This is a genomic window from Erwinia sp. CGal63, from assembly GCF_037026505.1.
Classification (GTDB): Bacteria; Pseudomonadota; Gammaproteobacteria; order Enterobacterales; family Enterobacteriaceae; genus Erwinia.
In genome coordinates this window covers 429,842-449,411 of record NZ_JAKUMN010000003.1, presented here as the reverse complement: position 1 = coordinate 449,411, position 19,570 = coordinate 429,842, and the positions used below count along the sequence as shown (strand labels likewise).

General features: G+C 56.7%; 22 protein-coding genes and 1 rRNA gene. 8 read left to right on the top strand and 15 right to left on the bottom strand.

Going from position 1 to position 19,570, the window contains the following annotated elements; all coding sequences use genetic code 11:
* Both MKZ79_RS13440 and gmhB read right to left on the bottom strand, forming a co-directional pair.
* Window positions 1–62 (bottom strand): 16S ribosomal RNA (locus MKZ79_RS13440); the annotation flags it as partial.
* 406 nt (window positions 63–468) lie between these two features.
* Window positions 469–1,029, bottom strand: a complete 561-nt coding sequence (gene gmhB, locus MKZ79_RS13435) for a D-glycero-beta-D-manno-heptose 1,7-bisphosphate 7-phosphatase (protein ID WP_336142857.1) — start codon at window positions 1,027–1,029, stop codon at window positions 469–471.
* A gap of 174 nt (window positions 1,030–1,203) precedes the next feature.
* On the opposite strand from gmhB, the gene metN reads away from it, so the two are divergent.
* The 6 genes from metN (at window position 1,204) to proS (ending at window position 6,808) form a co-directional block, all read left to right on the top strand.
* Window positions 1,204–2,235: a methionine ABC transporter ATP-binding protein MetN gene (gene metN, locus MKZ79_RS13430; RefSeq protein ID WP_336142855.1), complete on the top strand. Its 1,032-nt coding sequence runs from the start codon at window positions 1,204–1,206 to the stop codon at window positions 2,233–2,235.
* The gene (locus tag MKZ79_RS13425; RefSeq protein WP_336142854.1) at window positions 2,228–2,881 is read left to right on the top strand and encodes a methionine ABC transporter permease MetI; all 654 of its coding nucleotides are present in this window, start codon (window positions 2,228–2,230) and stop codon (window positions 2,879–2,881) included. The genes metN and MKZ79_RS13425 overlap by 8 nt, the downstream gene beginning before the upstream one ends.
* Window positions 2,882–2,911: 30 nt before the next feature.
* A complete protein-coding gene (locus MKZ79_RS13420; RefSeq protein WP_336142853.1) occupies window positions 2,912–3,727 on the top strand; it encodes a MetQ/NlpA family lipoprotein in 816 nt (271 codons plus the stop codon).
* A gap of 150 nt (window positions 3,728–3,877) precedes the next feature.
* Window positions 3,878–4,282, top strand: a complete 405-nt coding sequence (gene rcsF, locus MKZ79_RS13415; RefSeq protein WP_336142852.1) for an Rcs stress response system protein RcsF — start codon at window positions 3,878–3,880, stop codon at window positions 4,280–4,282.
* Complete coding sequence (tsaA, locus tag MKZ79_RS13410) at window positions 4,279–4,983, top strand: tRNA (N6-threonylcarbamoyladenosine(37)-N6)-methyltransferase TrmO (protein ID WP_336142851.1); 705 nt, start codon at window positions 4,279–4,281, stop codon at window positions 4,981–4,983. The genes rcsF and tsaA overlap by 4 nt, the downstream gene beginning before the upstream one ends.
* Window positions 4,984–5,089: 106 nt before the next feature.
* Entirely contained in the window at window positions 5,090–6,808 is a 1,719-nt protein-coding gene (gene proS, locus MKZ79_RS13405; RefSeq protein ID WP_336142850.1) for a proline--tRNA ligase, read from the top strand.
* 30 nt (window positions 6,809–6,838) lie between these two features.
* Here the strand turns inward: proS and MKZ79_RS13400 are convergent, their stop codons facing one another.
* The 3 genes from MKZ79_RS13400 to MKZ79_RS13390 are packed head-to-tail and all read right to left on the bottom strand — an operon-like array spanning window position 6,839 to window position 8,236.
* Window positions 6,839–7,243, bottom strand: a complete 405-nt coding sequence (locus MKZ79_RS13400) for a copper resistance protein NlpE N-terminal domain-containing protein (protein ID WP_336142849.1) — start codon at window positions 7,241–7,243, stop codon at window positions 6,839–6,841.
* Between the two features lie 22 nt (window positions 7,244–7,265).
* On the bottom strand, window positions 7,266–7,688 hold the full coding sequence (gene arfB / locus MKZ79_RS13395) for an alternative ribosome rescue aminoacyl-tRNA hydrolase ArfB (protein WP_336142848.1): 423 nt from the start codon (window positions 7,686–7,688) through the stop codon (window positions 7,266–7,268).
* On the bottom strand, window positions 7,685–8,236 hold the full coding sequence (locus tag MKZ79_RS13390) for a YaeQ family protein (protein ID WP_336142846.1): 552 nt from the start codon (window positions 8,234–8,236) through the stop codon (window positions 7,685–7,687). The genes arfB and MKZ79_RS13390 overlap by 4 nt, the downstream gene beginning before the upstream one ends.
* Window positions 8,237–8,364: 128 nt before the next feature.
* Between MKZ79_RS13390 and MKZ79_RS13385 the strand changes: the two genes are divergently transcribed.
* Both MKZ79_RS13385 and rof read left to right on the top strand, forming a co-directional pair.
* A complete protein-coding gene (locus MKZ79_RS13385) occupies window positions 8,365–8,562 on the top strand; it encodes a YaeP family protein (protein WP_336142877.1) in 198 nt (65 codons plus the stop codon).
* Window positions 8,549–8,809, top strand: a complete 261-nt coding sequence (gene rof / locus MKZ79_RS13380; protein WP_336142844.1) for a Rho-binding antiterminator — start codon at window positions 8,549–8,551, stop codon at window positions 8,807–8,809. The genes MKZ79_RS13385 and rof overlap by 14 nt, the downstream gene beginning before the upstream one ends.
* A 36-nt stretch (window positions 8,810–8,845) precedes the next feature.
* Here the strand turns inward: rof and MKZ79_RS13375 are convergent, their stop codons facing one another.
* From MKZ79_RS13375 to ribF, 10 genes are all read right to left on the bottom strand, one after another.
* Window positions 8,846–9,154, bottom strand: a complete 309-nt coding sequence (locus tag MKZ79_RS13375; protein WP_336142842.1) for a c-type cytochrome — start codon at window positions 9,152–9,154, stop codon at window positions 8,846–8,848.
* Window positions 9,151–10,452: a tRNA lysidine(34) synthetase TilS gene (tilS, locus tag MKZ79_RS13370; protein ID WP_336142840.1), complete on the bottom strand. Its 1,302-nt coding sequence runs from the start codon at window positions 10,450–10,452 to the stop codon at window positions 9,151–9,153. Before tilS ends, MKZ79_RS13375 begins: the two co-directional genes overlap by 4 nt.
* 49 nt (window positions 10,453–10,501) lie before the next feature.
* Window positions 10,502–10,888: a VOC family protein gene (locus MKZ79_RS13365; protein WP_336142839.1), complete on the bottom strand. Its 387-nt coding sequence runs from the start codon at window positions 10,886–10,888 to the stop codon at window positions 10,502–10,504.
* Between the two features lie 103 nt (window positions 10,889–10,991).
* A complete protein-coding gene (locus tag MKZ79_RS13360; protein ID WP_336142837.1) occupies window positions 10,992–13,130 on the bottom strand; it encodes a lysine decarboxylase LdcC in 2,139 nt (712 codons plus the stop codon).
* 81 nt (window positions 13,131–13,211) lie between these two features.
* Window positions 13,212–13,397 carry a YegP family protein gene (locus tag MKZ79_RS13355; protein ID WP_336142835.1) on the bottom strand — a complete coding sequence of 62 codons (186 nt, stop codon included), beginning with the start codon at window positions 13,395–13,397 and terminating at the stop codon, window positions 13,212–13,214.
* A 222-nt stretch (window positions 13,398–13,619) separates the two neighbouring features.
* Window positions 13,620–14,573: a 4-hydroxy-3-methylbut-2-enyl diphosphate reductase gene (gene ispH / locus MKZ79_RS13350; protein ID WP_336142834.1), complete on the bottom strand. Its 954-nt coding sequence runs from the start codon at window positions 14,571–14,573 to the stop codon at window positions 13,620–13,622.
* Window positions 14,554–15,024 carry an FKBP-type peptidyl-prolyl cis-trans isomerase gene (gene fkpB, locus MKZ79_RS13345; RefSeq protein WP_336142833.1) on the bottom strand — a complete coding sequence of 157 codons (471 nt, stop codon included), beginning with the start codon at window positions 15,022–15,024 and terminating at the stop codon, window positions 14,554–14,556. The genes ispH and fkpB overlap by 20 nt, the downstream gene beginning before the upstream one ends.
* Entirely contained in the window at window positions 15,017–15,523 is a 507-nt protein-coding gene (gene lspA / locus MKZ79_RS13340; RefSeq protein WP_336142832.1) for a signal peptidase II, read from the bottom strand. Before lspA ends, fkpB begins: the two co-directional genes overlap by 8 nt.
* Window positions 15,523–18,339, bottom strand: coding sequence for an isoleucine--tRNA ligase (gene ileS / locus MKZ79_RS13335; protein WP_336142830.1), 2,817 nt, complete (start codon window positions 18,337–18,339; stop codon window positions 15,523–15,525). The genes lspA and ileS overlap by 1 nt, the downstream gene beginning before the upstream one ends.
* A gap of 30 nt (window positions 18,340–18,369) precedes the next feature.
* A complete protein-coding gene (gene ribF / locus MKZ79_RS13330; protein WP_336142828.1) occupies window positions 18,370–19,308 on the bottom strand; it encodes a bifunctional riboflavin kinase/FAD synthetase in 939 nt (312 codons plus the stop codon).
* Window positions 19,309–19,570: the final 262 nt, after the last annotated feature.

Below are 19,570 nucleotides of genomic sequence, written 5' to 3'. Positions count from 1 at the left end.
ACTTGCATGTGTTAGGCCTGCCGCCAGCGTTCAATCTGAGCCATGATCAAACTCTTCAATTAAAAGCTTGATTTGCTACCACTCGTGTAGCGATGCTCAAGGAAAACGTCGTAATGAATTTATTACGTGTTCACTCTTAAGACTTGATATTTTTTTGCGTCCGGAGACGCTGATATCAATCCTGCGAGTGCCCACACAGATTGTCTGATAAATTGTTAAAGAGCGGTGCGGTAAGCGCCGTAGCGTCTTACTGCGAGGTGGCGTATCTTACGCTTTCCTCCTTCAGAGTCAACCTCTTTTTCAGAAGTTTTTCTCCGGCGGTTCAGCTTCCTGAACCTCTCAACCCGGCGGCCTGTAAGCCGTTGTTCCGTGTCGATGGAGGCGCATTATAGGGACGCGCCGCGGGAAGGCAAGCATAAAAACAAACTTTTTTATCGTTCGCTCTATTTTTGCTCGCAACGCTGCTTTTTAGCGCTTTTTGATACGGGAAGGCAGGTCAGCCAGGCTATCAATCACCCAATCTGCTGCATTTTCGCTCTCTTCAGTAACCGGCTTGCCGCTACGTACCAGCACCTTTATACCAACGCCTGCCGCTTTACCTGCCAGCATGTCATCAATCTTGTCGCCTACCATATAAGAAGCGGCCATATCGATGTTCAACTCCTTTTGCGCAGAGAGCAGCATGCCCGGTTGCGGCTTACGGCATTCGCACTGCTGTCGATACTCTTCCACCGCGCCTTCCGGATGATGCGGACAATAATAGATGCCATCCAGATCTACTTCGCGATCGGCCAGCGACCAGTCCATCCATTCTGTCAGCTGCATAAAGGTATCTTCGGTAAAGATACCGCGCGCAATGCCCGACTGGTTGGTAACCATAACCAGCGCAAAACCCATTTTCTTCAGTTCACGCATCGCTTCAATAGCGCCGTCGATAAACTGGAAGTTGTCGATCTCATGAACGTAGCCATGATCGACATTCATGGTGCCGTCACGGTCGAGAAATACTGCGGGGACTTTGTTCGTCACGTAGAAACTCCTGCTACTAATGTTAAGACAGAGTATCGCATGTTTACGGGGTGAGCGAGAATGCTCCTTAAGCGTGCATTGGATTGATTCAGACGTCTGGATGCCTTACCATCCACTCGCAGCTCGCTGCGATAATGCAGACGACTATTCGCCACGGCTAACTTAGATAATAAAATGATAAAACTTCAAAATATCAGCAAAGTGTTCCGACAGGGCACTCGCACTATCACCGCGCTGACCGATGTCAGCCTGGAAGTGCCTGCCGGACAAATTTACGGCGTCATCGGCTCGTCCGGCGCCGGGAAAAGTACGCTTATCCGCTGCGTAAATTTGCTTGAGCGCCCCACTTCCGGCACCGTTTTGGTCGATAACCAGGATCTAACCGCCTTTTCAGAAAGCCAGCTAACCCAGGCCCGTCGTCAAATCGGCATGATTTTTCAGCATTTTAATCTGTTGAATTCACGTACCGTCGCGGGCAACGTGGCGCTGCCGCTGGAGCTGGGCAAACTTTCCCGTAACGAAATCAACTCGCGGGTTAGCGAGCTGCTGGAGCTGGTAGGGCTTGCAGACAAGCACGACGCCTGGCCGGCCAATCTCTCCGGCGGCCAGAAGCAGCGCGTGGCTATTGCCCGCGCGCTGGCGACCAATCCAAAAGTGCTGCTGTGCGATGAAGCCACCAGCGCGCTGGATCCGGCGACAACCAGAGCGATTCTGGAGCTGTTAAAGGATATCAATCGTCGGCTGGGGATCACCATTCTGCTGATTACCCATGAGATGGACGTAGTGAAACGCATCTGCGATCGCGTAGCGGTAATCAGCAATGGGCAATTGATTGAGCAGGATACGGTGAGCGAGGTCTTCTCTCATCCCAAAACGCCGCTGGCGCAACAGTTTATTCAGTCCACGCTGCATCTGGATATACCGGAAGATTATGCGGCGCGTCTGTCGGCCACGGCGAAAGCGGACAGCGTACCTTTATTGCGTCTGGAATTTACCGGCAAATCCGTTGACGCGCCGCTGCTTTCGGAAGCGGCTCGTCGCTTTAACGTCAATAACAACATTATCAGCGCGCAGATGGATTACGCCGGCGGCGTGAAGTTCGGCATTATGCTGGCGGAGATGCACGGCGCGGCGGCCGACACGCAGACGGCGATCGCTTTTCTGCAGGAACACCACGTAAAGGTAGAGGTATTGGGTTATGTCTGAGGCGATGATTCTGCTGCTCTGCCGCGGCGTATGGGAAACGCTGGTGATGACCTTTGTTTCCGGTTTCTTTGGTTTCGTACTTGGGCTGCCGCTGGGCGTGCTGCTTTATGTTACGCGTCCGGGCCAGATTATTGAGCATCGCGGGCTCTATCGCTTCCTGTCGGCAATAGTAAATATTTTCCGCGCGATCCCTTTTATTATTCTGCTGGTATGGATGATTCCTTTTACCCGGATGATTGTCGGCACCTCAATTGGTTTGCAAGCGGCGATCGTGCCTCTGACTATCGGCGCCGCGCCCTTTATCGCGCGTATGGTGGAAAACACGCTGCTGGAGCTGCCGCACGGTCTGATCGAGGCTTCGCGCGCAATGGGCGCCACGCCATTGCAAATCGTCAAGAAAGTGCTGCTGCCGGAAGCGCTTCCCGGTTTGATTAACGCGGCAACCATTACGCTTATTACCCTGGTGGGCTACTCTGCTATGGGTGGCGCGGTTGGTGCAGGCGGTCTGGGGCAGATTGGCATTCAGTATGGCTATATTGGCTATAACGCCACGGTGATGAATACCGTGCTGGTGCTGTTGGTGGTTTTGGTTTATTTGATTCAGTTCTGTGGCGACCGCATCGTTCGTGCTGTCACCCACAAGTAAATAACGTTTCTTACAGATTAAGGAAAGGATATGTCTTTTAATTTTAAAACGATTGCCGCTGTGGGTGCGCTGATTGGTACGCTGGCGCTGGCAGGATGCGATCAGAAAGCGAAAGATCCAAATCATATTAAAGTCGGCGTTATCGTCGGTGCAGAGCAGCAGGTCGCTGAAGTAGCGAAAAAGGTCGCCAAAGACAAATATGGCCTCGACGTCGAGCTGGTGACCTTCAACGACTACGTATTGCCGAACGAAGCGTTGAGCAAAGGCGATATCGACGTTAACGCTTTCCAGCACAAACCTTATCTGGATCAGCAGATCAAAGACCGCAACTATAAGCTGGTGCCGGTTGGTAACACTTTTGTCTATCCTATCGCTGGCTATTCGAAAAAGATCAAGTCGCTGGATGAGCTGCAAAACGGCGCGCAGGTTGCTATCCCGAACGATCCAACCAACCTGGGTCGCTCGCTGCTGCTGCTGCAGAAAGTGGGTCTGATCAAGCTGAAAGAGGGCGTTGGGCTGCTGCCAACCGTTTTGGACGTGGTAGAGAACCCAAAAAATATCAAGTTGGTTGAGCTGGAAGCGCCGCAGCTGCCGCGCTCGCTGGACGATCAGCAGATTGCGCTGGCCGTGATCAACACCACCTACGCCAGCCAGATCAACCTGACGCCGGCCAAAGACGGCATCTTCGTTGAGGATAAAGATTCACCTTACGTCAATATCATTGTGTCCCGCGAAGATAATAAAGATGCGGAAAACGTGAAGAAATTCGTGCAGGCTTACCAGTCTGACGAAGTGGAACAGGCCGCCGACAAGATTTTCAACGGCGGCGCGGTGAAAGGCTGGTAATCTCTCCTCAGTACCGGCTGATACTGTCGGTATCGGGTCATTACCTTAACAAAGCGGGCTATAGCCCGCTTTGTTCATTTATGCGTGCTTGTTATTTGCCGCCGGGCTTGCTTCAATAACGCCTCTTTTGCCGACAATGAGGATGTTCCCATGCGTGTTGTACCGCTCTGTTTGTTAGCTCTTTCGCTGACAGGGTGTTCGTTGCTGCATAAGCCTTATAAGCCTGTAGAGCCTTTTAAGCAGCCAGCGCAAGCTGAGCCAGTCAGGAGCACACCCGCGCCGCGTCCCGCACCGGTAAAACTTTACAGCGACGCCAGCGATCTGGTCAGCAAGCCTTTCCGCGATCTGGGCGAAGTCTATGGCGAAGAGTGTCAGAGCGACAGACAAAGCTCGCCGCCCACTATCGCCACCGCCCGTAAAAAGATGCAGCTTCGCGCTTCCGCCATGAAAGCCAACGCGGTGCTGCTGCATAAATGCGAAATCGTCACAAATTCTCAGGGCTGCTATCGTCAGGCAGTTTGCCAGGGCTCTGCCCTGAAAGTCAGCGGCCAATGAGTGTTACCTTTCAGCCGATCGGCACCATCCATTCCCCGTGGAAGGAGAAGTTCGCCGTACCGCGCCAGCCCGGCCTGATTCAGGACGGCGGCGGCGAGCTGCGGCTGCTGCCGCCCTATAATCAGCCGGAAGCGGTGCGCGGGCTGGAAGCGTTCAGCCATTTATGGCTACTGTTTGTTTTTCATCAGACCATGGAAGGCGGCTGGCGGCCGACCGTTCGCCCTCCCCGGCTCGGCGGCAACGCGCGCATGGGCGTTTTCGCTACCCGCTCCACCTTCCGTCCTAATCCCATCGGCATGTCGCTGGTTGAGCTAAAAAATATCCGCACGGAAAAAGGCGAAGTCGTGCTGGAGCTGGGCAGCCTGGATCTGGTTGACGGCACGCCGGTGGTAGATATCAAACCCTATCTGCCTTTTGCCGAGTCGATTCCATCGGCACGAGCGGGCTTTGCCCAGCAAGCACCGGAAGCCTCTATGCCGGTCGCTTTCTCGCCGCAGGCCGTGCAGCAGATTGCCCAATACATTGATCGCTATCCGCATCTGGAACGCTTTATCACCGAAGTGCTGGCACAGGATCCGCGTCCAGCCTACCGCAAAGGCGAAGAGCCCGAGCGGGAGTACGCCGCCTGGCTGCTGGATTTCAACGTTCGCTGGCTTGTGAATGCCTCGGGCACGCTGGTGACCGCCGTAGAGCGTCGTTAATTTATCTTCTGTCTCTTTTGAGTCTCCGATCACGCTGGTACACTAGCCGCCAGCAATTTTTTAGCCTGGCTTAATGTCGCTTTCTGCTTAACTGGAACCGTAACTCATGCGTACTACTCAATATCTGCTCTCCACTCAGAAGGAGACGCCTGCCGACGCTGAAGTGATCAGCCATCAGCTGATGCTGCGCGCCGGGATGATCCGCAAGCTGGCTTCCGGCCTCTATACCTGGCTGCCGACCGGTCTGCGCGTTCTGAAAAAAGTCGAAAACATCGTGCGTGAAGAGATGAACAACGCCGGCGCTATCGAGATCTCTATGCCGGTGGTGCAGCCAGCCGATCTGTGGCAGGAGAGCGGACGCTGGGAGCAGTACGGGCCTGAGCTGCTGCGCCTGGTCGATCGTGGCGACCGTCCTTTCGTGCTTGGCCCAACGCACGAGGAAGTGATCACCGATCTCATCCGCAACGAGCTGAGCTCTTACAAGCAGCTGCCGCTGAATCTGTTCCAGATCCAGACTAAATTCCGCGATGAGGTGCGTCCTCGCTTTGGCGTGATGCGCTCGCGCGAGTTCATCATGAAAGACGCCTACTCGTTCCATACCACTCAGGAATCGCTGCAGGCGACTTACGACGACATGTACCGCGCCTACAGCCAGTGTTTCACGCGCATGGGGCTGGATTTCCGCGCGGTGCAGGCCGATACCGGCTCCATCGGCGGCAGCGCTTCGCATGAGTTCCAGGTACTGGCTGAAAGCGGCGAAGACGATATCGTCTTCTCTACGGAATCGGACTACGCGGCCAATATCGAGCTGGCCGAAGCCGTCGCGCCGGCCGGCAGCCGCGCGGACGCCACTCAGCCGATGGTGGAAATTGATACGCCGAACGCCAAAACCATCGCGGCGCTGGTTGAGCAGCACAAGCTGCCGATTGAGAAAACCGTGAAGACGCTGCTGGTGAAAGCCACTAAAGAGAGCGGTCATGGCCTGGTGGCGCTGATGGTGCGCGGCGATCATGAACTGAACGAAATCAAAGCGGAAAAGGTCGATATCGTCGCCACGCCGCTAACTTTCGCCAGCGAAGAGGATATCCGTGCGGCGCTGGGCGCTGGCCCGGGCTCGCTTGGCCCGGTCGGTCTGACGCTGCCAATCGTGGTCGATCGCACGGTGGCGATGATGAGTGACTTCTGCGCTGGCGCCAACAAAGACGGCAAGCATCTGACCGGCATCAACTGGCAGCGCGATCTGCCGCTGCCTCGCGTGGCCGATCTGCGTAACGTAGTGGAAGGCGACGCCAGCCCGGACGGTAAAGGCACGCTGCTGATTAAGCGCGGCATCGAAGTGGGCCATATTTTCCAGCTCGGCACCAAATATTCCGAAGCGATGAAAGCCTCCGTACAGGGCGAAGATGGTCGTAATCAGGTGCTGACTATGGGCTGCTACGGCATCGGCATTACCCGTATCGTGGCTGCCGCTATCGAGCAGAACCACGACGAGCGCGGCATTATCTGGCCAGCGGCGCTGGCGCCGTTCCAGGTCGCTATCCTGCCGATGAACATGCACAAATCTTTCCGCGTCAAGGAACTGGCTGAAGAGCTCTATAACCAGCTGCGGGCTAAAGGCGTCGACGTAATTCTGGACGATCGCAAAGAGCGTCCGGGCGTCATGTTTGCCGACATGGAACTGATTGGCGTACCGCACACCGTCGTGATCGGCGACCGCAATCTCGACAGCGAAGAGGTGGAGTACAAATCCCGCCGCGCAGGCGAGAAGCAGATGATCAAAACCAGCGAAATTCTGGATTTCCTGCTGGCTGAAATCAACGGCTGATAATCAGGCGGCGGGCCAGCTCCCGCCGCTTCAGCTTCCCGCCTCGATCGGCTGCAGCCGATAGTTCAGCGTTGTCGAAATCGCTTCGCCGCTGGCATCCGTCATCTCCAGCCCGCTGTCGCGCGGACGAAAATAGCGTTTCTCGCCCTTATCCGAAATCAGCACCAGCTTCTCCGCCGTGCGCGTCCAGTTTCCCTGCTGGCTTAAGCTAGCGCCGCCCGGCGTCAGATAGCGTTCCTGCAGGCTGTAGCGGCCGCCCTGCTGTAGCGCGAGCGTCACTTCTATACCTTCGCAATCGGCGCAGGGAATGACGCCCTGATATTGCTGCATTTTCTTTTCACGCGGCTGCACGGTGGCCGCCGCATCGTAATTTTGACAGCCCATCAGCGGGCCGAAAAACAGCGAAGCCATCAGTACGATCAGGATCTTTTTCATTTTCCCTCCTTCTGGCAGATAGTCAGTCAGATACGCGCCGCATTTTGCCGCGCAGCGATTTGGTAGCGGCTTTCCGCGCTTTCCCTTCCAGCCGCCGCTTTTTCGACGCCAGCGTGGGTCGCCCAAGCCGCCGGGCTTTCTCTACGACCGTCAGCTCCTGAATCAGGTTTTCCAGCCTTTTCAGCGCCGCTTCCCGGTTCATCTCCTGGCTGCGGTACTCCTGCGCCTTGATAATGACCACGCCTTCCGACGTAATCAGGTGATGGCTGGCCGACAGCAGGCGCTCTTTATAAAAGTCAGGCAGGCTGGAGGCGCGGATATCAAAGCGCAGATGGATCGCCGTCGAACTTTTATTGACGTTCTGACCGCCGTTGCCCTGCGCGCGAATAGCGGTTAATTCCAGCTCGCTGTCTGCAATAACGGCGTTACGCGACAGCACGATCATACCGGTTTACCTTTGACCACCCAGTCCACAAAGCGCAGTTCCAGATGATGCTGCTCGTTTGAGAGCCAGATGATGCCGTCCTGAATCGTTGCCTGCAGGGTCATCGAGCGCGAGGCCAGCTGTGTGAGCGCTTTCAGCTGTTCGTCATCCAGGAAACGCACCGTCAGGTTCTCCTGCTGTAGCTTAGTCTGGTTCTGCTGCCGCCAGATCTGCGCGGCGCGAGCGTTATAAGTATACAAGTATACTTGCGCTGCGCGACTGCACGCTTTTTTTAACCGTCGCTCGTCCGGCAAGCCCAGCTCAATCCAGACGTCAATGCCGTTGTGATCGTTCATCAGCCAGATTTCCGGCTCGTCTTCGGCGCTTAAGCCTCGGGTGAAGGTCAACCGCTCGTGCGCGTTGACCAGCCAGGCCAGTAGGCGCAGCATCAATCGCTCTTCCGTTTCAGAAGGATGTCGGGCCAGCGTCAGCACGCTGTCCAGAAAAACGTTTTTATCCATATCGGCCACGTTGACAGTGGCTTTATAGATGGTCGCTTTAAGTGCCATGGGATTCCTTATAATTGTCGCCGGGCATTGTAACCCGCGCCGCCAGCAAATCACGCTTCGCCTGGCTGATTTCCCGTGAAACCCTGTGTTATAGTCGCCGGGTCGCCAAAGAAACTCTTGAGGTGCATGTGCATTATTGTGAATTAGTTCGTCGTAAATACGCCGAGATCGGCAGCGGCGATCTGGGATACGTGCCGGACGCGATAGGTTGCGTTTTAAAAGCACTGAATGAGGTAGCCGCCAATCCTGAGCTACACTCTTCAATCAGGGAACAGGCAGCTTTTGCTGCTGCTAACTTACTGGTGAGCGATTATGTTGACGAATGATTACCGACCGATCAACTGCGATGATTACGACAATCTGGAACTTGCCTGCCAGAAGCAACTGACGCTGGCGCTGACGCTGAAAGACGGCGAACAGCTAAAGGCAAAGGCAACAGATATGCTGCTACGCAAAAAAGTAGAGTACCTGGTCGTCGATCTCTCAGGCGAGATCCGCGAGCTGCGTCTGGATCATATTGCCAGCTTCAGCCATCCGGAGCTGGGCACCGTCGTAGTCAGCGAGTCTGATTAACTTCCATCCGGGCGGAAGCGTTTCCGCCCTTCGTTATCAGGGTTGCAAACCCGCGTAGTAAGCCGCTAAATCCGCCATATCTTCCTCGCTCAGTCCTGCGACAAAAGCCTTCATGACTTCCGCCTGACCACCGCTGCGCTCGCCCTTTTTATAGGCCTGTAGCGCGTGCGCCAGATAGTCGGCGTTCTGCCCCGCCAGATTAGGATAAAGCGCCACGGAGGCTTTGCCCGCCGTGCCATGACAGCCCTGACAGCTGGCGGCTTTCTGCTGTCCTGCCTGAGCATCGGCCCCCAGCGCGGGTAAACTGGTCGCCAGCAGCAGCGCCAGCACGATTATTTTTTTCATTGCTCATCCTGTTGCCAGCAAATTCGCCAGCCGGGTTGTTTTTCAGGCTCGCCTTCACGGGTAACGAAGACGCCCACAGCGGCAATCAATTGGCTGCCATAAAACAGCAGCGGCGTGCGTTCACGCAGCCACGGCGGTATGCCAAGTTCCTGCCAGATTTTTTTCAGCGGCCGACTGCCCGCGCGTCCGACGATATGAACTCTTCCCTGCGCCTGAAAGCGCACGCTGACTGCTTCATCGGCCCGCGGCGCGCGCACCTCTACGCCTGTGTTGCCCCGAATCAGTTTGCCCATTTTTGCCGGCAGCATCAGTTCTTCCACGCCTTCAGGCCAGACGATAATCTGCTCGCGAACCGAATCGATACGCGCCAGCCAGTAAAGCCTGTCGCGAAACCGTCTTACCTCAAAGTCGCCCAGCCGCAGGCGCGGCTCCGCATCTTCGCGACTGCACGCCACTTCCTGCCAGATACGCGCCAGCGCGTCGCGTGAAGGCATCAACCCCTGATGCTGCGCTATCCAGCGACGCAGCAACGCCGCGCGACGGCTTTCGCTCATCGTCATCAGCGGCGCAATCGCCAGCGCGCCCTGTCCGTCAACAAGCGAAGCGAGCGACTCCGCCAGCAGTTCGTCCAGCAACTGCTCCTGTTCACCGCAAAGCGCCGCGCTGCGCGCCGCTGCTCGTGCAAAATGAGGCCAGCGCGCGTTCAGTTCAGGAAGGATAACCTGGCGAAGGAAGTTACGGTCGTAGCGCGTATCCTGGTTGCTGTCGTCCTCTGTCCAGCTCAGTTGATGCTCCGTAGCCCACAGCTCCAGCTGCGCGCGCGTTTGCGAGAGCAGAGGCCTTAAATGCAAATGCTCGCCAAACTTCGCCTCTGCTGGCATAGCGGCCAGGCCAGCCGGGCCGCTGCCTCTTTTCAGCGCCAGCAGCACCGTTTCGCACTGGTCGTCCAGATGCTGCGCGGTCAGCAGGACTTCACCAGGCTGAATAGCGCGGCGGAAGGCCCGATAGCGCGCCTCACGAGCCGCCGCTTCGATGCCTTTTTCCCGTCCATCGACCTGCACTTTGACGATCGTCAGCTCCACCTGCCACCGAGCGCATTGCTGCCGACACTGCTCCGCCCAGCTATCCGCCAGCGGATTGAGGCCGTGATGAATATGGATAGCGCGTAGCGAGAGATCCTGCTGGTGACGCAGGCAGACCAGCTGATGCAGCAGCACGCTGGAATCCAGCCCGCCGCTGTAGGCCACCAGCAGCTGCCGCTGCCCGGCAAGGCGTTCCTGAAGTTCGGACAGTGACATGCAAATCCCTGAAGCAAATAGGCCCGGCCAAAAGCGGCCAGGCGCTATTTTACGCCTGGTAAAGCTCCAGCGGCAAACCATCCGGATCTTTAAAGAAGGTATAACGCTTGTCGGTCAGCGGATCGACGCGGATCGCTTCGCAAACCACCCCTTTCTCTTCCAGCTGCCGTTTCGCCGCCTCGATATCCTCTACGCTAAACGCCAGATGGCGCAGGCCGCAGGCTTCTGGCCCGTTTGGCCGCGTGGGCGGCGAAGGAAAAGAGAAAAGTTCGATAGCGTAGTCGCCGTTCAATGCGAGATCGCCCTTCCACGAATCACGCGCCTCCCGGTAGACTTCGCCCATCAGGGTAAAGCCCAGCACGTCGCAGTAAAACGCTTTGCTGATTTCGTAATGGCTGGCGATGATGGCGATATGATGAATCTGCCTGATAAACATGCTTTCTCCTTAAAATGGCTTCCGGCTACCTTACGCAGACCGGAAGCGCGCGACAATGGCACAATTCTGGAAGCGGGCCTGCTAATGTCGTCAGCCGGCGTCGCTACGCCTTTAGCACGCGAACCAGATATTGCCCTTCGTCGGTCAGAGTGGCGCCGTGAATATCCGTTTCAAAGCCGGGATAGTGGCGGCCAATGGTGCAGAGCATCAGCAGGAAGTCGAGCACCGCGCGGCTCTCTTCGGTGATCATCTCGCCCGGCATCACTACCGGCACGCCTGGCGGATAAGGCAGGATCATATTGGCCGAGACTCGTCCCACCAGCTTACTGATATCGACCGTTTCCACATTGCCTTTCACCTGCTGCTGGAACATCTGGTGCGGCGTCAGCTTCATCTCTGGCAGCGTGTCGAAGGCCTGCAGCATCAGTCGGGGCAAATCGTGATCGCGGATCAGCGTATGGATGCCCTTCGCCAGCGTCTGGATGCGCATATTGCGGTAGAACTCCGGCGCCTGTGCATAGAGATCCGGCAGCATGTTTCTGACACGCAGATTGAGATCGTAAGCGCGCTTAAACTCGGTCAGGCCACGCAGCACGCTCATCGCTTTGGTTTTATCAATACCGATGCTGAACAGGAACAGCAGATTGTAAGGCCCGGTTTTCTCCACCACTACGCCGCGCTCGTCGAGGTATTTCGCCACCAGCGCCGCCGGAATGCCTTCGTCCGCCATTTCGCCCTGCTCGCTCATGCCCGGCGTCAGAATGGTGACTTTGATCGGATCGAGATACATATGGTCGGCATCGGCGTCGTTGAAACCGTGCCACTCTTCTTCGCCTGGCTGGATCGGCCAGCAGCGCGGTTCGTCCACGCCTTCGGGCTGCCAGATATCAAAAAACCAGCCTTCCGACTCTTCCCGCAGCCGTTGGACTTCACGACGGAAATGCAGCGCACGCTCCACGGAACGGTTGATCAGCCGCTTGCCTGGGTTGCCACGCAGCATCGCCGCCGCCGTTTCAATCGATGCCACGATGGGATAATTCGGCGAAGTGGTGGTGTGCATCATATAGGCTTCGTTAAAGGTCTGCTCATCGTACTCGCCTTTAATATGGATCAGCGAAGCCTGAGAAAAGGCGGCCAGCAGTTTGTGCGTGGACTGCGTTTCGTAGATCACCTTGCCCGGCGTGCGGTCGCCGCTCATCCCGCTTAACCCACGGTAAATAGGATGAAAATTGGTGTAGGGCACCCAGGCGGAGTCAAAGTGAATCGACGGCACGTCCAGCGTCTCTTTGATGTATTGCGTGTTATAGAGCAGCCCGTCATAGGTGGAATTGGTAATCACCGCATGCACCGGCCAGCTGGCGCGCTCGGTCTGCCCGACCTTTTGCGCAATGCTGTCGCGGGTAAATTCGCGTTTAGGGATGCCGCCCAGAATACCCAGCGCGTTGCGCGTCGGCTTCAGCCAGATCGGAATGATATCGCTCATCATCAGTAAGTGAGTGAGCGATTTATGGCAGTTGCGGTCAATCAGCACCGTGCTGCCCGATGGCGCGGCGTACATGCCGACGATTTTATTCGAGGTCGAGGTGCCGTTGGTCACCATGTAGCTTTGTTCCGCGCCGAAGGTTCGCGCGATATACTCTTCCGCTTCCAGATGCGGGCCGGTATGGTCGAGCAGCGAACCCAGCTCCGTCACCGAAATCGAGACGTCCGCTTTCAGCGCGTTGCCGCCGAAGAAATCGTAAAACAGGCTGCCGACCGGGCTTTTCTGAAACGCCGTTCCCGCCATATGGCCTGGCGTACAGAAGGTGTATTTCCCCTCTTTAACGTAGGTGAACAGCGCTTTGGTCAGCGGCGGCGTAATGGTATCGATATATTCATCGGTATACTGGCGAATACGCTGGCCAATCTCTTCCGACGCGCCCAGGCCATATTCGAAAAACCAGATCGCCATACGCATCTGATTCACGCTGACGTCCATCGTGGAGTGCGTATTGATAAAAGCGTACAGCGGCAGATATTCATTCAGCTGATTGATATCGCTGCAGAGATCGAACCCGTATTCGTCCCAGTCAAAGATCACGCCGCAGATGCGTGGATTATGTTCAATCAGCTTCAGCAGGTCGCCGGCGTCTTTAGGATAGATGGGTTGAAAGCCCTGAGCGGTTAGTGCGCCAGCCAGCTCGCGGATGGGTTCATCCTTATAGAACGCGTGGTGCGGTCCCATGATCGCGATAATATTCAATGCAGACTCCTTAGTATTACGGCAAGGAGTAAGCATAGCGAAGTTGAACGGCGGAGACAGAAAAATCGCCTCCGCCGCGCTTCAGCTTTTATCGCGGACATCCTCGGATGGCGCGTTAACGCGTACGGAGTTAATCCCGTTCAGCGCGCCCTGCTTGCTGGCGTACATTTCGCTAGTGGCGATAATTTCATGATTGTTGGCGACCAGCACAAAATACCAGGGCTGATCCGTCTGCTTGTGTGATTTGCGTATTTCGTAATGACCCATCTTTTCCTCCTGATTGTTTTTCTGTTCCTGTCCCTATAAAAGACGGCTTTGCCTGCGGGAGCAAGATAAAACATTAGAAAAGTTGATCTGTTTGGCTTTTTTTAACCAGCAGATTAAGAAAAAAGAGCGCTGCTACGCGCTGAAGATGGGCAATAAAAAACCCGAAGCGAAAACGGAACTAATGTTTTCCTTCGGGTTTCAGTATCTCATTGTGGCGTGGCGCTAATCGACCTGCTTTACTTCCACACGCAGCTCTTTCGGCACTTCGAACACGATATTCTCTTCGCGGCCGATCAGCTCGATAGCGGCTTCGCCGCCCAGCTCGCGCAGCCGCTGGATCACCTGCTGCACCAGAATATCCGGCGCGGAAGCGCCCGCCGTCACGCCAACGCAGCTAACGCCCTTAATCCACTCTTCCTGAATATCGTCCGCCGAATCGATCAGCCGCGCCAGCTTGCCCGCGCGCTGCGCCAGTTCAGCCAGACGATTGGAGTTGGAGGAGTTGCGCGAGCCGACCACCAGCACCACATCCGCGTCTTTCGCCAGCGTACGCACCGCTTCCTGACGATTGGTGGTGGCATAGCAAATATCGTCTTTACGCGGCCCGATGATTTTAGGAAAGCGGTCGCGCAGCGCGTCGATAATATCGGAAGTATCATCGACGGAAAGCGTGGTCTGCGTCATAAAGCAGAGGTTTTCTTCGTTTTTCACCTGCAGCTTATAGACGTCCGCCGGCGACTCCACCAGATACATGCCGCCAGCCGTATTGCTGTACTGCCCCATTGTGCCTTCAACTTCCGGATGGCCAGCATGGCCAATCAGAATCGCTTCGGTTCCTTTGCGGCTGGCACGGGCGACTTCCATATGCACTTTGGTCACCAGCGGACAGGTGGCATCAAACAGCATGGTCAGGTTGCGCGCTTTGGCTTCTGCCCGCACCGCCTGAGAAACGCCATGCGCGGAGAAAATCAGAATCGAGTCGTCCGGCACTTCGCTAATCTCTTCGATAAAGATAGCGCCACGCTCCCGCAGGCTGTTGACGACATAGCGGTTATGCACCACTTCATGACGCACGTAGATAGGCGCGCCATACATCTCCAGCGCGCGCTCTACGATGCTGATGGCGCGATCGACGCCGGCGCAGAAGCCGCGAGGATTAGCCAGCAGGATTTGCATTGGTCGCCTCCAGTACCGGATTGATTTCCAGTACTTCTACATCAAAGTGAATAGTTTGCCCGGCCAGCGGATGGTTGAAATCCACGGTAATGGAATCGCCGGAAATTTCGCGGATCACGCCCGGCATTTCGTTGCCGTCCATGCCGCTGAACAGCATGATGGCCCCGATTTCCGGCTCGCCCGACTCGCGGAAATCGCGGCGGGAGAAGTACTGGATAAGATCCGGACTGGCCTGGCCGAACGCCGCATCCGGCCCCAGCGAGAAGGCTTTCTTGTCGCCAGGCGCAAGGCCCAGCAGCTGCTCCTCCAGCTCGGCGGAGAGGCTGCCGTCGCCCAGGCTGAATAGCGCGGGCTTGCCGTTTTCGCGCGTGGATTCCGCCGTAGAGCCGTCGGCAAGTTTTAAGGTGAAATGCACCAGCACTGCGCTGTCGCGCTGTACAGAATCAGTCATGCTCTGCCCTTTTCGCTTTGCTGGCGGGCGTCAGAAACCCTTCCAGCACAATCAGCGCGGCACCGATACAGATGCCGCAGTCTGCGATGTTAAACGTGGCGAAATGCCAGTCGCCCACGTAGAAGTCGATGAAATCGACCACAAAGCCGTGGTAAGCGCGATCGAACAGATTGCCCAGCGCGCCGCCGATAATCAACGCGTAGGCGATGTTATTGAGCTTTTTGCTGGCCTCGGTGCGATACATCATCACCAGCAGCGCGATGGCGATAGCCACCGCGATGGCGGCGAAGAACCAGCGCTGCCAGCCGCCTTTGTCCGCCAGGAAGCTGAACGCCGCGCCGTAGTTGTGCGCATAGAAAAAGTTAAAGAACGGCATCACCGGCATCGACTCGTGCAGCATCAGCGTGTCCATAATCCACTGCTTGCTGCCAAAGTCGATGGCGATTACCACCAGCACCAGCCATAGCCAGCGCAGCCCGGTTGAGAGAATCGGCTTCATCAGGCGAACTTACGCTGTTCGCCAGCGCCGCTGACGTTAGTGACGCAGCGGCCGCAGATTTCCGGATGCTCCGCGCTTTGCCCGATATCGGTCGCGTAATGCCAGCAGCGCGGGCACTTCTCGCCTTCCGCTTTGTGCAGCGCAATCTTCAGACCTTTCACCAGCTCGCTCTGCTGCGCTTCTTCGGTCGCCAGCGCATAGTCCGCTACCTGCGCGCCGGAAGTCAGCAGCACAAAGCGCAGCTCGTCGCCCAGGCTGGTAAGCTTTTGCGCCAGCGCCGCATCGGCGTACAGCGTGACGGTTGCTTCCAGCGAGCCGCCCAAACGCTTATCGGCGCGCGCCTGCTCGATGGTTTTGTTGACTTCGCCGCGCACCTTCAGCAGCTCGGCCCAGAAAGCGTCGTTCATCGGCTCGCTTTCCGCCAGATCGAACAGCCCGTCGAACCACTCTTCGGTGAAGACGTATTTTGCACGCTCGCCCGGCAGCTCATTCCAGATCTCATCCGCGGTAAAGGACATGATCGGCGCCATCCAGCGCACCAGCGCTTCAGCGATATAGTAAAGCGCGGTCTGGCAGCTGCGGCGCGCCACGCCGTCGGCCTTGGCGGTGTACTGACGATCTTTGATGATATCCAGATAGAAAGAGCCCATCTCGATCGAACAGAACTGCATCAGACGCTGCACCACTTCGTGGAAGTCGTAGCTGTCGTAGGAAGCGATAATATCGTCCTGCGCCGCTTTAGCACGGCCTACCGCCCAGCGATCCAGCACCACCATTTCTTCCGGGCTGACCATATCCGTTTCCGGGTTAAAGCCGTTCAGGTTAGCCAGCAGGAAGCGCGCGGTGTTGCGGATACGACGATAGGCGTCCGCAGAACGCTTCAGGATCTCGTCCGATACCGCCATTTCGCCGGAATAGTCGGTAGACGCCACCCACAGGCGCAGAATGTCGCCGCCCAGCTTGTTCATGACGTCCTGCGGCGACACGGTGTTACCGATCGACTTGGACATTTTGCGGCCCTGACCGTCCACGGTGAAGCCGTGCGTCAGTACCTGACGATAAGGCGCTTTGCCTTTCATCGCCGTAGAAATCATCAGCGAGGACATAAACCAGCCGCGATGCTGATCGGAGCCTTCCAGATACATATCTGGCGTGTGGCCTTCAAATTCCGGACGCGCGTCCACCACCGAATAGCTGGTGGAGCCTGAATCGAACCAGACATCCAGCGTATCCGGCACCTTGACGTAGTTTTCCGCGTCGTCGCCCATCAGATCGAACGCGTCGAGATCCCACCAGGCCTGAATGCCGTCCTGCTCGACGCGCTGCGCCACTTTCTCCATCAGCACCAGCGTATCCGGATGCAGCTGTTCAGTTTCTTTATGCACAAACAGCGCCATCGGTACGCCCCAGGTACGCTGACGCGAGATGCACCAGTCGGGACGGTTGGCGACCATAGACTCGATACGCGCTTGGCCCCAGTCCGGGATCCACTGCCCGCCTTTAATCTCTTTCAGCGACTGCTCGCGCAGGCCTTTCTGATCCATGCTGATAAACCACTGCGGCGTGGCGCGGAAGATGATCGGCGTTTTATGGCGCCAGCAGTGCGGATAGCTGTGCAGCAGTTTCTCAACATGCAGCAGCGCGCCCTTTTCACGCAGCAGTTCAACGATCATATCGTTGGCTTTAAAGACGTTTACGCCGTCCAGCGTCGGATAAGTACCCGGCAGGTAGCGACCGTCCGGGCCGACCGGGTTAGCCGCTTCGATGCCGTATTTCTGGCCGATAACGTAGTCGTCCGGGCCGTGACCCGGTGCGGTATGTACGGCGCCGGTACCCGCTTCCAGCGTCACGTGCTCGCCCAGAACCACAGGCGAAGTGATATCGAGGAAAGGATGCTGGAAAGGCTGCAGCTCCAGCGTCGCGCCTTTAGCTTCGCCCAGCACCTGCCATTCGCTGATACCAGCGCGCTTCATTACGCTTTCCACCAGATCTTTCGCCAGAATCAGCGCACGGCCTTCAATCTGTACCAGCTGGTAATCGAAATCAGGGTGCAGAGAGATAGCGCGGTTGGCCGGCATCGTCCACGGCGTGGTGGTCCAGATCACCAGCGAGATTGGGCCCTCAACCTTATCGGCGCCGAATTTAGCGCGCACGTCGTCGGCATCGATGGCATTGAACATCACATCGATAGACGGCGAGGTTTTGTCGTAATACTCGACCTCCGCTTCCGCCAGCGCGGAGCGGCAGTCCAGACACCAGTGCACCGGCTTGGCGCCTTTGTGCAAATGGCCGTTGCCGATGATTTTGCCGAGCGCGCGAATGATATTGGCTTCGGTCTGGAAGTTCATCGTCAGGTAAGGATGATCCCAGTCACCGAGCACGCCCAGACGGATAAAGTCTTTTTTCTGGCCTTCAACCTGCTCGGCGGCGTAGTTACGGCACGCTTCGCGAAATTCCGCCGCCGTGACTTTTTCGCCCGGCTTGCCGATCATCTGCTCGACTTTATGCTCGATTGGCAGACCGTGACAGTCCCAGCCCGGCACATAAGGCGCATCGAAACCCGCCAGGCCTTTGGACTTAACGATAATGTCTTTCAGAATCTTATTAACTGAGTGACCAATATGAATGCTGCCGTTCGCATAAGGAGGGCCGTCATGCAGGATAAAGGTTTTTTTCCCTTTTTTGGCTTCGCGGATGATGCCGTACAGATTGTCATCATACCAGCGCTGCAGCATTCCCGGTTCGCGTTTGGCCAGATCGCCACGCATCGGGAACCCCGTTTCCGGCAAATTCAGGGTAGATTTATAGTCACTCATCAGATTCTCGATTCCGTATTTCGCTTCTGTTTAAACCGGTGCGCTCAGTCCGAAAAAGTTTCGGGCGGCCACCACGTCTCTGGCAATTTGCTCTTTGAGCGCGTCAAGCGAGGCAAAACGCTGCTCGTTTCGTATTTTTTCACACAGCACCACTTCTATATGGCGCCCATACAGGTCAATTGCAATGTCCAGCAGATGGACTTCCAGCTGCTGGCGTATGCCCGCCACCGTGGGGCGAGTGCCGATATTAGCGACGCCGGGCAAAGGTTTGTCACCGAGGCCATGCACCTCGACGGCGTAGACGCCTTTCACCGGCGAAACGTAGCGCCTTAACGGCAGATTAGCCGTGGGAAAGCCGATGGTGCGGCCCAGCGCGTCGCCGTGCACCACGCGACCGGATAGGCTGAAGGGATGTCCCAGAAGCGCGTTCGCCAGCGGTAAATCGTCCGCCGCCAGCGCCTGGCGCACCGCCGTACTGCTGATGCGCCTGCCGTCGTCGCAAAAGGTTTGGGTGCTGATAACGTCAAAACCGTAGTCATGGCCCGCTTTCTGTAATAACAGGAAATCCCCTTCGCGACCAGCGCCAAAGCGGAAATCGTCGCCGACCGCCAGAAAGCGCACGTCGAGTTTGTCGACCAGCAGATCGGCGACGAAGCTGTGCGCGGACTGCGCGGCAAAACGCCGGTCGAAGCGCAGGCAGAGTACGGCATCCACGCCCGCTTTCTGCAGATAGCGCAGCTTCTCGCGCAGCCGCGTCAGCCGTGCGGGCGCCTTATCGGCGGCAAACAGCTCCAGCGGCTGCGGTTCAAACAGCATGACCACTACCGGCAGCTTGCGCTTGCGCCCCTCTTCACGCAGTCGGGCCAGCAGCGCCTGATGGCCGCGATGCACGCCATCGAAATTACCAATGGTCAGTACGCAGCCGCGATGCTGCTCCCGGAGGTTATGTATGCCGCGGATAAACTTCATGGCTGGCTCAGGTTCGTGGAAATCGGCGGATTATACCAACTACCACCAGGAAGGTTAACCCGCGAATGTGCCTTTACCGCTTTAATGCCGGCTTTTTCTGTCGCCGCTGACAGGCGATACCATTTTTATTGTGAATAAGCTGTATTCATCGCCGTGAAGCTGGTAGAATCTTGCGCCATCGAAACGTAACCAGGTGTCGTTGTTTCAGCGGCGCTTATTTGCACAAATCCATTGACAACCACGGGCTAAAGAGGCATATTCC